The organism is Kitasatospora sp. NPDC093806, assembly GCF_040683335.1.
In the GTDB taxonomy this organism is placed as follows: Bacteria; Actinomycetota; Actinomycetes; order Streptomycetales; family Streptomycetaceae; genus Kitasatospora.
Window position 1 is genome coordinate 1 of record NZ_JBFBDO010000163.1, and the last position, 11,936, is coordinate 11,936.

Sequence of the window (11,936 nt, forward strand, 5' to 3'; positions counted from 1 at the left end):
GTGGTCCAGCGGGTGAGGTCGCCGGTGCGGTAGATCCGGGTGCCGGGTTCGCCGTGTGGGTCGGGGCGGAAGTGGTCGGCGGTGTGGGCGGGTTGTCCGTGGTAGCCGCGGGCGAGTTGGGTGCCGGCGATGTGGAGTTCGGCGATGGCGCCTCGGGGAGCGGGGTTGAGGTGGTGGTCGAGGAGGTGGAGGTGGCGGTCGCCGAGGGGGCGGCCGATGGGGATGCCGTCGGGGCGGTCGGCGCTGTCCGGGGTGATCTCGAACAGGGTGGTGGTGACCGTCGCCTCGGTCGGCCCGTAGGCGTTGAGCAGCTCGACGTCCGGGTAGCGCTCCGTCCACGCGCGCGCCTCGCCCGGCCGGACCACGTCCCCGCCCAGGACCATCAGCCGCAGCGAGTCCGGGGCGCCCGACTCGTGCTCGGCCAGTGCGCCGATGAGCTCCCGGAAGTAGGCCGGGGGCAGGTTGGCGAGGGTGACGCCGTGCCGGTGCAGGTCGGTGATCAGACGGGCCGGGGTGATCAGGCCGTGCTCGGGCAGAACAAGGCTCGCGCCGCAGGTGAGGGCCGGGAAGATCTGGTCGATGGAGGCGTCGAAGGCGAGGGCGGCGAACTGGAGGACGCGGTCGGTGGGGCCGAGGGCGAAGCGGCGGCGGATGCGGGTGGTGTGGGCGGCGAGGTTGGCGCGTGGGATGGCGACGCCCTTGGGGGTGCCGGTGGAGCCGGAGGTGTAGATGAGGTACGCCAACTGCTGCTCGTGCACCGCATGCTGGGGGTTGTCGTCCCGGTCGGCGGCGGGCAGGGGTCCGTCGAGGAGGAGGTGGGCGCCGGCGTCGGTGCGGATGTGTTCGACGCGTTCGGCGGGCCAGGCGGGGTCGATGGGGACGTAGGCGCCGCCGGCCTTGAGGATGCCGAGGACGGCGATGAGCATCTCGGGCCCGCGCGGGAGTCGGACGGCGACGGGTATCTCGGTGCGGACGCCCTGGTCGGTGAGCCACCAGGCGAGGCGGTTGGCGCGGGTGTTGAGCTCGGCGTAGGTGAGCGTGGTGCCGGCGGTGCGGAGGGCGACGGCGTCCGGGGTGCGTCGGACCTGGTCCTCGAACTGGGTGATGGTGTCCCGGGCGGGCGCCGGGATGTCGCCGCTGCCCAGTTCGCGCAGCTCCCGCAGTTCCTCGGCGGGCAGCCCCAACGTGTTGACGGGCTGGTCGGGTTGGTCCGCCACCGCGGCCAGCAGGGCCTGGCAGCGGCGCACCAGCCGGTCGATCGTCGCCGCGTCGAAGAGGTCGGTGCGGTAGACGAAGGTCATCGCCACGCCGTCCGCGCGCGGCTGGGCGAACAGCGACAGTGCGAACAGCGCCCGCGGCCGGTCGGTCCCGAAGTCGGTGAACCGCAGCGCGCCGGGGGAGCGGTCGGCCTCCGCGTCCTCCACCGGCAGGTTCTGCATGGCGAACCAGGTGTCGATCAGCGAGTCGGTGTCCGGCCGCTCCGGCCGCAGCTCCCGGACGATCCGCTCGTACGGCACGTCCTGGTGGTCGAGGGCGTCGAGGGTGTGGTCGCGGACCCGGGTGAGCAGCTCGGCGAAGGTCGGGTCGCCGGTGAGCTCGGCGCGCATCACGAGGGTGTTCACGAACAGGCCGATGAGGTGCTCGACCTCGGAGTGGCCACGTCCGGCGACCGGGACGCCGATGCCGAAGTCGCGCTGCCCGCTCCAGCGGCCGAGCACGGTCTGGTACGCGGCCAGCAGGGTCATGTACAGGGTCGCGCCGTGTGCCCGGCCCACCTGCTCCAGCCGGGCGACGAGTTCGGGTGCGAGGGTGAACTCGCGGGTGGCGCCGGTCCAGGACGGTTCGGTGGGCCGGGGCCGGTCGGTCGGCAGCTCCAAGGCCGGCAGCCCGGACAGCCGCTCCCGCCAGTAGCCCAGCCCATGGGCGAGCGCAGCGCCGTCCAGGTCGCGCCGCTGCCGCTCGGCGAAGTCCGCGTATTCCCATTCGAGTTCGGGCAGCTCCCGGCCGTCGTACAGTGCGCCCAGCTCGCGGACCAGCACGTCCAGCGACCAGCCGTCCGAGACGATGTGATGGACGGCGGCCAGCAGGACGTGCTCGGTCGCGCTCAGCCGCCAGACGACGATCCGCAGCAGCGGCCCGGTTGCCAGGTCGAACGGCCGGCCGGCCACCTCCTCGGCCTGCCGCGCCACCTCGGCGGCGTCGGCGGCCTCGCGCCAGTCGATCCGCACCGGCGACTGCTCGGCGACCAAGGCGTGCGGGGCGCCGTCGCGCTCGACGAAGCGGGTGCGCAGCGCGGCGTGCCGGCCGAGGAGCCGCTCCAGCGCGCGCTCCAACTCCGGTCTCTCCAGCGACCCGTGGACGAACCACATCGGCGACGCGATGTACTCCGCGCTACGACCGCCCGCCAGCCGGTCGAGAAACCACATCCGGTGCTGAGCGAACGACGGCTGGTACCCGCCCTCGCCCCCGCCCTGCTCCTCCGGTCGGAGGTCCTTCGTCCCTGACTCCACGGTGGGGCTCCCCTCACGCCTACGCCGGTCCCTGGACTTTGGTGCGCATCGGCATTGGTGTATCCCAAGGCGCGCGATGGGTCACAGGGGGTGTGAAGAAATTGTGGAGGCGCAGGGGGGCGCACGGGGAAGAAGGGGGGCGCATTCTGTGAAGGAGCTTGACTCCCGGGGTGGTCTATGCCTAGGTGGGAGGCAGGGGCCTCAGGCAGTGCTGGGGCTGACCGTTCGTGTGCGCCACCGGAGGGCGGGGGCGTGCGAGGCGAGGAGTCGGCCGCTGGAGCGGACGGCGTCCGGCGAGCGGGTCAGGTGCGGCAGATGGACCGGGGCACCGGAGGCGAGCGGGGTGCCAAGTCGGGTGCCGGCGGTTCCGACTGCCCGGTCCGCTCGGCGGTCCCTGGAGCCGTCGGCGCGAGTTTGCCGGAGCCGCTTGCTGTGTGGAGATCGCGGGGCATAGCTTCATGCTTTCTCCATCGAACTTGAGGGCGGTACGGGAACGTGGGTAGTGGGATAGCCGGAACAGCCGCGCGACGGGTGTTCCGGCCGGCGGCGATCGGGTACGCGGGACTGGCCGCGCTGGCGTTGTTCGTGGCGGCGTGTGAGCCGGCGTCGACGTCCGCGACGTCCGCGCAGTCCGCGGGGGCGAACTCGGTCGCGGCGGCGGCGCCGAGCGGGACGTCGGTGCCGGAGCTGGTGGGGCTTCAGCTCGACAAGGCCAAGACGGCGGCGAAGCAGGCCGGGTTCAAGAGCGTCGAGTCGACCGACGTCGCGGGGGGAGACCACAAGCGGACCCAGCTCGTCGACGCGAACTGGAAGGTCTGCCAGCAGACCCCGGCCTCGGGCACCGCCGCGCCGGTTTCCACGAAGGTCACCCTCGGGGTCGTCAAGGACGCCGAACCCTGCCCGGGTGCCGCCGCCCCGACCACGGCCGCTGCGGCCCCGACCACGGCGGCGCCGAGCCCGACGACGCCCCCGGCGGCCGCGCCTGCCCCGCCGGTGCCGACGCCCACGAAGGCGGCCCCCGCGCCGACTGCCGAGCCCAGCTCCGAGCCCGCGGCGGCGGCCCCGGCCCCCGGCGGGACCTGCGCCCACCACACCGTCGGCCTCTGCGGCTGGGACCACGGCCAGACGCCGACGGTCCCCGACCAGATGGCGGTGTGCAAGGACGGGACCTCGTCGACTTCCAAGACCGCGAGCGGGACGTGCTCGAAGCACGACGGCGTCCAGTACTGGTTCAAGTAGGAAGCCCGGCCGCTCCCGCCGCTCGGACGGCGGCCGGGGCTCCGGTGTGCGGGGTGGTGGCGGGGCAGGCTAGGTTACTCGGGTGAGTCTCCTCGATGATGTGGCCGCGCGCGACGGCTGGCGGTGCTGGGTGTGCGACGAACCGGTCGATCCCGGTATGTCGGTGAACGACCCCAGAGGGCCCAGCGTCGACAGTAGGACCGCCGATCGGAAGGCCAAGGTCGCCGAGCGCCTCGCGCACCGCGGGTGCAACACCCGCAAGGGCGCGGTGAAGGTCGTCATCGCCTGGCCGGACCACCTCTACGTGGTCGAACCCGCGCCGCTGATCACCGTTGCCGGGAGGTTGGAGCGCAAGGGGGGCCGGGAGATGGTGGGGCGGTGCCCGACCGAGCGGGACGCCCGGGAGGCGGCGGACTGGCTGGTGGACCGGTTCTCCCGGCTGGTGCCGGGGCTGCCGGTGACCGCCGACATCGAGACGGGTGGCGGCCAGTTCCTCATCGTCCTGACCACCGGCCGCCGCTGACCGGGCACCACCGGCGCGCTCACGGCGCACGCTCGTGTCGAGCCGAACCGTCGGCCCGGCCCGGGGCCGGTATATGACCGAGGACCGCCGAGTGGTCTCGTGCGGTGGAGCGGTGAATCGGTGTAGCGGTGCTTCAGCCGGTCGGCGGCACCACGGGGGCCAGCAGGGCCAGGGCGGTGAGTCCCACGGAGGCGGCCAGGGCCTGGCAGGAGGGCTGGAAGCCGGGGATCGCGATCGGGTCCTTCTTCTGCGCCCAGAGTCCCTGGACGGCGATCCAGGCCGCGTCCCGTGCGGCTTCCATGCTGAAGCTGGAGAGCAGATGCTTCAGCGCCTCGGCGTCCGCTGTGGCGAGCTTGAGCAGTTCGGGCTCGAAGGCCGCCCGGACCTCCGCCTCCACCTGGGAGAGCAGCTGGTTCACCTTCTGGAAGTCGGCGTGCACCGGTGGGGTGTTGGGCGTGGTGTGCCGTTCCTCGCAGGTGAGGATCACGGCGAGCGCCAGGTCGTGGCCGATGTGCGCGGTCATGCCGGCGAAGGCGAACTGGATGGGCCAGATCGCCTCGCCCCGGTGCCGTGCGTCGATGAGCGGCTGCCAGGCGGGGTTCACCGGCCGACCGGCCTTGGCGGCGTCGACGTTGCGCAGGAACAGGCCGGCGAAGATCACGTCCATCCGCCCGATGAAGGCGGCGTCCTTGAAGAAGCCGTCCGTGAGCTTGGCACCGACCAGTTCGGTGACTCTCAGGTACATGCGGTTGAACGCGGCGACGCCGTCCCGGGCGTCCAGTTCCGCGTCCAGCTGCTTCATCCGCTGGATCGCACCGTTGACGCTGTCGGGGAGTTGGCCGATCGGAGCGGGGGCCGGCTCGGTGCCCATGGGCAACCTCCTGGAGAGAGGGCATGACGCACGGCGACTACCGTACGTGACCGGCTGAGAGTACAACGCCACGGCTCATGAGACGTGGACGAACCAATCCGGCGCGTCGTCCACCCTCGCCCCCATGGGCCGACCCGACCCCGGCGGGCCCCGGAGCGGACGCGGGGTCACCCGGGTGGCCTCGTGTCGTGCTGCGGGCCGCGGCTCCCGCGCTCTCACTATGTACACGATCAGTCGCCGCCGCCCGAGCCCGAGGGACACCGAACGCCCATGGCCATCCGCCGCCCCGCCGCCCGTCGCGCCGTCGCCGTCCTGCTGCTGGCGGCCCTCGTCGGCCCGCTGAGCCCCTCGGCCCGCGCCGACGACAGCGACCCGGACGCCCCCGAAGGCACAGTCGTGCTGGAGAGCCTGACCTACCAGACGCCCGGCCTCGTCACCGCCGAGATCTCCTACAGCTGCGAGCCCGACACCGCGCGCTCCCTGTTCGTCGGCTTCGAGCAGGAGCTGGACCTCGACGAGGAGGCCGCCGGCAGCGCGGAGGTCGAGGACATCACCTGCGACGACACCACCTACACCGTCACGGTCGACATCCTCACCAGCGAGGGCGGCGCGGACTTCGAGGACCCCGCGACCGGCCACGCCGTGATCGTCCTGACCGGAGACGACCAGCCGGTCGTCGAGGACGACTTCGACGTCGACCCGTCCGCGCGACCGCGCGCCCTGGGCCGGGCGAACGAGAAGTTCCGGTGGAAGAAGGCGACCATCCCCTATGTGGTCAACTCCAAGCTCACGGGGGACCAGAAGAGCGACGTGAAGGCCGCGATCGACCACTGGCAGCAGAAGACCCCCGTCAGGTTCGTCGTCCGGACCGCCGCGAACGCCAGGACCTACCCGGACTACGTGGAGTTCCAGCCCAGCAAGGACGGCGGCTGCAACTCCGACGTCGGCCGCGTCGGCGGCCGGCAGGCCGTCAACATCGCCGACTCCGACTCCTGCGACGCCGTCGAACTCGTCCACGAGATCGGGCACGCGGTCGGCCTCTACCACGAGCAGGAGCGCCCCGACCGGGACACGTACGTCAAGGTCTCCTTCGAGAACATCGAGCCGTCCGAGAAGCACAACTTCCAGATCCAGAAGGGCGAGAGCACCTTCGGCACGGCCTACGACTACGCGTCGATCATGCACTACGGCCCCAAGTCGTACTCGAAGAACGGCAAGGACACCATCACCCCGAAGAAGACGCTCCCCGCCGGCCTGGTCCTGGGCGAGACCACGGAGCTGTCCGCCGGAGACATCGCGGCCGTCAAGGCCATGTACAAGTAAGGCCGCTACGCCGCTGCCGGCAGGTCGTCGTCGCCACGGGGAAGGGTTCGGACTCGGCTCGTCCGGGCCCGGTCGAGCCGTCGAGGAGAGAACCCGAGAACCGTCACGGTGAGCACCGTTGCCGCACTAGTGTCTCCGTGTCTTGACTCTCGACTCTTTGAACGAATCCAAGAGCCCGGTCGCCCACGCGGAGGACATCATGACGACGGCAAGCGCACCCACGTGGAGTTCGGACGCCGTGCTGCGGCGGCTGCGCGCGATGGGCGAGGGGCTGACCGGCTCGGCCGGGCCCGGTGCGGCCGCCGACCACGCGATGGGACGGGTCCTGACCGGCTTCCTGGACCGGATCGCCGGGCGTGGCTCGGGGCCGGCCGTGGACGGAATCGTCGCGCTGCCGTTCCTGGTGCACGGGACGCACTCCGGTGAGCCGGCGCCGGCCGAGCCCGCGGCGGTGGCGCACGTGCTGTGGTGGGTCGCGGCGCGCTACCTGGACGACCTGTCCGACGCCGGGCCGCGGTCGTCCGCCGCGGCTGACACGGACAGTGCGGACCAAGACCTGCTCGCCGTGATCGGGATCGCCTGCCACCTGGCGGCCGAGGTGCTCGACGAGGCGTGCCGCGACGACCCGGAGCGGGCGCTGCGGCTGCGCCAGGAGCTGTCGCGCAGCTGGCACCGGGCGATGGCCGGGCAGCTCGCGGACCTCACGGCGACCGCGGCGATGGCGACCGCCGACGCGGTCATGGCCGGCTACCTGGGGAAGACCGGTGCCCCGTACGCCATGGCGGCGGCGATGGGCGCGGTGCTGGCCGGGTGCGACGAGGCGCGGGTGGACGCGTGGCGCGACCTCGGCGCGCGTTTCGGCGTGCTGCGGCAGTTGGTCAACGACCAGCGGGACATCTCCTCGGGGCGGTACGAGGACCTTCGCAACGGGACCGCCACCTTCATGGTGGTGCACTATCTGACGTCACTGTCCGATCCGGAGCGCGCGGTGGCGGAGAAGCTGCTCGCCGAGTGCGCGGACTCCGCGGCGGCCCGGGCGGAGTTCGCGGCGCGGCTGACCGACCCGAGCCGGCTGCGGGCGTTCGCGGCGGTGGTCAGGCCGCTGATCGACGGGCTGCACGCGAGCATCGACGAGGCCGGCGGGGTGGGCGAGTACGTCGCGGCGCTGCACGGGCTGGTCGATCAGACGGTGAACCTGTACCCGGACTTCCTGCTGGACGCCCGGGACTGAGAGCCGAGGCCGGGGCGGCCCCTGATACTGCAACGGTGCTTTCCACGGAGACAGGTGTGAGGGCGCCCGCTGCCTGGACCGGGCGCCCTTGGTTCCAGACGTGTCGTCAGGAGGTGGAAGCGGAGTCCGGCCGGCGGATTGCCTCAGGGTCCCCGACGGTCACCACGATGTCCTGGCCGTCCCGCCAGGACTTCAGTGAATCCCCCGCCTTGTTCCGAACTCCGGCCGAGACAGCCGCGCCTTCCACCCTCACCGCCATGGCCTTTTCGGAACATCCCACGGTCACAAAACCGAGCAGCGGAATCTGCGCGGACGCCTGAGTGTGCTTTCCGGTGAGAACGTCGCCGGGGAATCCCTGGTGACTGTCCGAAGACACGCCGGCGGACGGGCGCTGCGAGCCGACCGAGGTGGGAGCGGTGGTTGTCGCATCGGTGGGTCGCGCCGCCAGGAACGAGACCTGGCAGGTGTCGTTCCTGACCGCGAGGATCACGTCGGTTCCCTCCACCTCCGCGATGCCCAGGATCTTGGCGGTGCCCTTGGCAGGAGGTGCGTCGACACTGGCCTGGACGGGGGGACCTGCCGGTGCGGCGGCCAGCCCTTCCAGGGGCCACGGGACGCCCCCTCCGGAGGGTGCCGCCCCATCGCCGGTACACGCCGTCGCGAGGGCCGCGACAGCCAGGAGGACCACCGCACCTGCGGGCCGCAGAGGTCGCCTCATGTACCGAGTTCCTTTACTTCGACCACGTGTTGTAGCAGTAGCCTACCGAGTGCTGCGCGTGACCGCTGCCGATCCTTTGGGTACCGCAGACCTGCCCGGCGTAGCGCACGTTTCGGACCTCCAGGGTGAGCCGTGGCCGCACGACGCCGGAGGACTCCACCACCTGCACCGGCGGATTCGACTGATCCAGGTCGAGGAGTACCCGGACCGTGGGGGCGCCCCGGAGCGGACCGGAAGGACTGCTCCGCACGCGCCGTCCGTGGCCACCCGCGTAGATGCGGCATCCGGTGGAGGCGCGAGGGGCGGGTGGCGTGTCGGCCCGAGGGGTGGGGATCGGCGGCCGGATACTCCGGTTCCGGAGACCGGCGGGGCCGTGTGCCCCGGTCGGGCGGCGCTTCGTGGGCCGTCGTCGGGACGGCGGCGCCCGACGGTGCGGATCCCCCTTTTGCCCCCCCTTGACGAGAAATGGACTCTCCCATGTCGAACACACCTGTCCCGGCGCGCCGGGCGTGCCGGGCCCTGTTGCCGGTGCTTGCACTCGTCGTGCCGATCGCGGTGTTCGCCGCGACGCCCGCGCACGCCGCCACGGTGACGTGCACGGTCAACGGCACGGACGTGACCGGCTCGACCATCCGCGGCACGGACGGCGACGACGCGATCGACTGTTTCGCGATCCCGAGCGGGGTCGTGGTCAACGGAGGGCGCGGCAACGACCGGATCACCGTCAACCTCGGCGACAAGGCCGGCGCGGACACGGTCGGCAACAAGGGCGAGGTCAACGGCGGGGAGGGGGACGACACCATCACGGTGCGCGGCGGTGACGGCTACGGGGCTGGCGCCGACGGCAAGGCCGCCAACACCGGTGAGATCTACGGTGGAGGCGGCCACGAGACCGTGGTCCTGACCGGCGGCGACGGGCGGGCCGGACGGGCGATCGCTCCGCTGAGTTCCTGCGGGGACGGTGGGCGCGGCGGCGACGGCAACGACGGCCACATCAGTGCGCAGGGCAGCATCACCGTGACCGGCGGGTCGGGTGGCCTCGGCGGCCACGAGCCCGGGAAGGCCAACTGCAACGGCGGCCACGGAGGCGACGGCAACAACAGCCGCATCATCGGCAGCGGGTTCGACAGCAGGGTGAAGGCCGTGGGCGGGCGCGGCGGCGACGGGACCTCGGTCGGCAGGGGCGGCGAGGGCGGCATCGGCAACGACGGCCACATCACCATCGACCGGGGCCTCGCGAGCTCGACCTCGGTGGAGGCCTACGGCGGACGCGGCGGCAACGCCGAACTCGGCACGGACGGGTACCGCGGCGAAGGAGGCCGCGGAGGGGACGGGAACAACCGCACCATCGACATCCTGGCCGCCGGCAAGGGGTACGTGAAGGGCGGTGACGGCGGCAACGGCCAGCCGCCGGGCTCGGGCGGCAAGGGCAATGACGGCACCGTGAACACCAACCCCACCGGCAACTACGACGCGCCCGGCGGAGCCGCCGGACACAGCTGACACCCCCACCGCTGACACCACCCGCCCCGGCCGTTCACGCAAGGCCCGCGAACGGCCGGGGCACCGGAACCGTGTGTTCGAGCGGAGTCCTTCTGCCATCCGGACGGGTGAGGGGATGGCCGGCCACAGTCCGACGTTCGCGACCGCCGTGACGGCGGGAGTGCCTAGAGCTTCACCGGCAGTGCGACGAGGCCGCGGACCAACCGGGACTGCCGCCAGACGAGCTCGTCGGCCGGGACGGCCAGCCGAAGGTCGGGGGAGTGCTCCAGGAGGACGGCGAGCACGATCTCGACCTCCGCGCGAGCCAGCGGCGCGCCGAGGCAGCGGTGGATTCCGTGGCCGAAGGCGAGGTGCGCGGAGGCGTTCGTGCGGCCGAGGTCGAGCCGGTCGGGGTCGGGGAACTTCGCCGGGTCGCGGTTGGCCGCGCCCGGGCAGACGAACACCGGGCTGCCGGCGGTCACCGCGGTCCCGGCGAGTTCCACCTCCTCGGGTGCCCACCGCCAGGTGGCGATGCTGACCGGGGAGTCGTACCGGAGCAACTCGTCGACGGCGGTGCGGATGCGGTGGGGGCCGGTGCGCAGGAGCTCCAGTTCGGCGGGGTGCCGGAGCAGCGCCAGCACGGCGTTGCCGATCGCCGCGGTGGTGGTCTCGTGGCCGGCGACCAGCAGCAGCACGGCGAGGGAGAGCAGTTCCTCCTCGCCGAGCCGGCCGGCGTCCTCGTCGTGGACCGCGATCAAGTCGGAGAGCAGCGAGCGGTCCGGGTGCGTGCGTTTGGTGCTGATCAGCTCCGACAGGTAGCCGGCCAGGGCGTGGGACGCATCGTCGATGCGCCGGTGGTCGCCGGTGGCGAACAAGTCGGTCGACCAGGCGCGGATCGCGGCTCGGTCGGCCGGGGGAACCCCCAGGAGCTCGCAGATGACGGTGACCGGAAGGGGGCCGGCCAGTTCCTCGACGAGGTCGACCTCGGTGCCGGGTTGCCACCTCCCGACCTGCTGCTCGGCGAGCTCGCGGATGTAGGGACGCAGGTCGTCGACCCGGGCCGACGTGAACGCCTTGGCCACCAGCCGTCGGAGTCGGGTGTGCTCCGGCGGATCGGTCGCCAGCATCGTGCGTGCCACGGCCGGGTGCAGGGACCGGCCGGATGGTCGATCGGCGAAGTACGCGCCCGTGTCCTTCGACAGCGGGGCGGTGAATGCCTGCCGGGCCGCGTCGTAGCCGGTGACGACGGTCGCGGTGGTGGCACCGTCCGACGGCATCCGGAGGACGGGCGAGGCCGTGCGCAGCGCGGCGTAGGTGGGGTAGCGGTCGGTGTGGAACGCCGGATCGGTGAAGGGGGAGGAGGCCATGGTCGATCCCTGTGCCGCTGCGGCTACGGCGGTGCGGACGATGTCGTGGGTCGGGTACTGCTGAGAGACCGAGCCTAGCCGCAGCGCCTCCGCCCGGGGTCTCCCGCACGGGCGGAGGCGCCGGTCGTCTGTGGTGCCGGGGCGTCATGGGGCCGTGTGCCGGACCCCCGGCTGGGGGTCCGGCCACCGGTCGGCGTGTCCGGGACGGCTCCGGCTCGGCCGCACCGGAGGGGGACCTCGACGGTCCCCGTCGGGAGAGCAGAGCCGTGGGGAGAGACGGCTCTGCTCGGACCGGTGTCGCCTACGGGTGGGTCTTCTTGACGTTGGGCTGGGTCTTCTGGTTGTAGATCTCCTTGCCGGCGGCGTTGTAGGCGTGGATGTAGGGGGACGGGGTGAAGGCGCGCGGGTTGGGGTCGGTGACGGTGATGGCCGCCGCGTGGACGTACGCGCCGCCGGCCATGACGGCCGGGTACTGCGTCGGGTCGTCGCCGTAGCTGACGGTGATCTTGGCGACGTCGGGGGTGTAGTGCCCGGCGCCCAGCGACAGGTTCTGCCCGGCGCCGGTGCCGGTCCGGGTGCTGAAGCTGTCGAAGAACTCGATCAGGTGCCCGGCGCCCCACAGGCGGTCGTTGATGAAGGTCGGGGGCACCGACGAACTGGTGCCCTTGTCGC

Annotated in this window: 9 protein-coding genes and 1 pseudogene; 5 read left to right on the forward strand and 5 right to left on the reverse strand. The window is 72.3% G+C overall.

What is annotated here, in order from left to right; genetic code table 11:
• The coding region (locus tag AB0N76_RS37475) for an amino acid adenylation domain-containing protein (protein ID WP_363565220.1) at nt 1-2,510 on the reverse strand (2,510 nt) is incomplete at its 3' end.
• 690 nt (nt 2,511-3,200) lie between these two features.
• Here AB0N76_RS37475 and AB0N76_RS37480 point away from each other — a divergent pair.
• Nucleotides 3,201-3,749 carry a hypothetical protein gene (locus AB0N76_RS37480; RefSeq protein WP_363565222.1) on the forward strand — a complete coding sequence of 183 codons (549 nt, stop codon included), beginning with the start codon at nt 3,201-3,203 and terminating at the stop codon, nt 3,747-3,749.
• 82 nt (nt 3,750-3,831) lie between these two features.
• Entirely contained in the window at nt 3,832-4,272 is a 441-nt protein-coding gene (locus tag AB0N76_RS37485) for a hypothetical protein (protein ID WP_363565223.1), read from the forward strand.
• Between the two features lie 133 nt (nt 4,273-4,405).
• Here AB0N76_RS37485 and AB0N76_RS37490 read toward each other — a convergent pair whose 3' ends face one another.
• Complete coding sequence (locus AB0N76_RS37490) at nt 4,406-5,143, reverse strand: DUF5995 family protein (protein ID WP_363565225.1); 738 nt, start codon at nt 5,141-5,143, stop codon at nt 4,406-4,408.
• A gap of 270 nt (nt 5,144-5,413) precedes the next feature.
• On the opposite strand from AB0N76_RS37490, the gene AB0N76_RS37495 reads away from it, so the two are divergent.
• Both AB0N76_RS37495 and AB0N76_RS37500 read left to right on the forward strand, forming a co-directional pair.
• Nucleotides 5,414-6,466, forward strand: a complete 1,053-nt coding sequence (locus AB0N76_RS37495) for a M12 family metallopeptidase (RefSeq protein ID WP_363565227.1) — start codon at nt 5,414-5,416, stop codon at nt 6,464-6,466.
• 199 nt (nt 6,467-6,665) lie between these two features.
• The gene (locus tag AB0N76_RS37500) at nt 6,666-7,697 is read left to right on the forward strand and encodes a polyprenyl synthetase family protein (protein WP_363565229.1); all 1,032 of its coding nucleotides are present in this window, start codon (nt 6,666-6,668) and stop codon (nt 7,695-7,697) included.
• Nucleotides 7,698-7,803: 106 nt separating this feature from the next.
• Here AB0N76_RS37500 and AB0N76_RS37505 read toward each other — a convergent pair whose 3' ends face one another.
• Nucleotides 7,804-8,187: a hypothetical protein gene (locus AB0N76_RS37505; protein WP_363565231.1), complete on the reverse strand. Its 384-nt coding sequence runs from the start codon at nt 8,185-8,187 to the stop codon at nt 7,804-7,806.
• A 756-nt stretch (nt 8,188-8,943) separates the two neighbouring features.
• Here AB0N76_RS37505 and AB0N76_RS37510 point away from each other — a divergent pair.
• Nucleotides 8,944-9,918: a hypothetical protein gene (locus AB0N76_RS37510; protein WP_363565233.1), complete on the forward strand. Its 975-nt coding sequence runs from the start codon at nt 8,944-8,946 to the stop codon at nt 9,916-9,918.
• 164 nt (nt 9,919-10,082) lie between these two features.
• On the opposite strand, the gene AB0N76_RS37515 is transcribed toward AB0N76_RS37510, so the two are convergent.
• Both AB0N76_RS37515 and AB0N76_RS37520 read right to left on the reverse strand, forming a co-directional pair.
• Complete coding sequence (locus tag AB0N76_RS37515; RefSeq protein WP_363565235.1) at nt 10,083-11,264, reverse strand: cytochrome P450; 1,182 nt, start codon at nt 11,262-11,264, stop codon at nt 10,083-10,085.
• Between the two features lie 301 nt (nt 11,265-11,565).
• Nucleotides 11,566-11,936: pseudogene (locus tag AB0N76_RS37520) on the reverse strand (hypothetical protein); the annotation flags it as partial.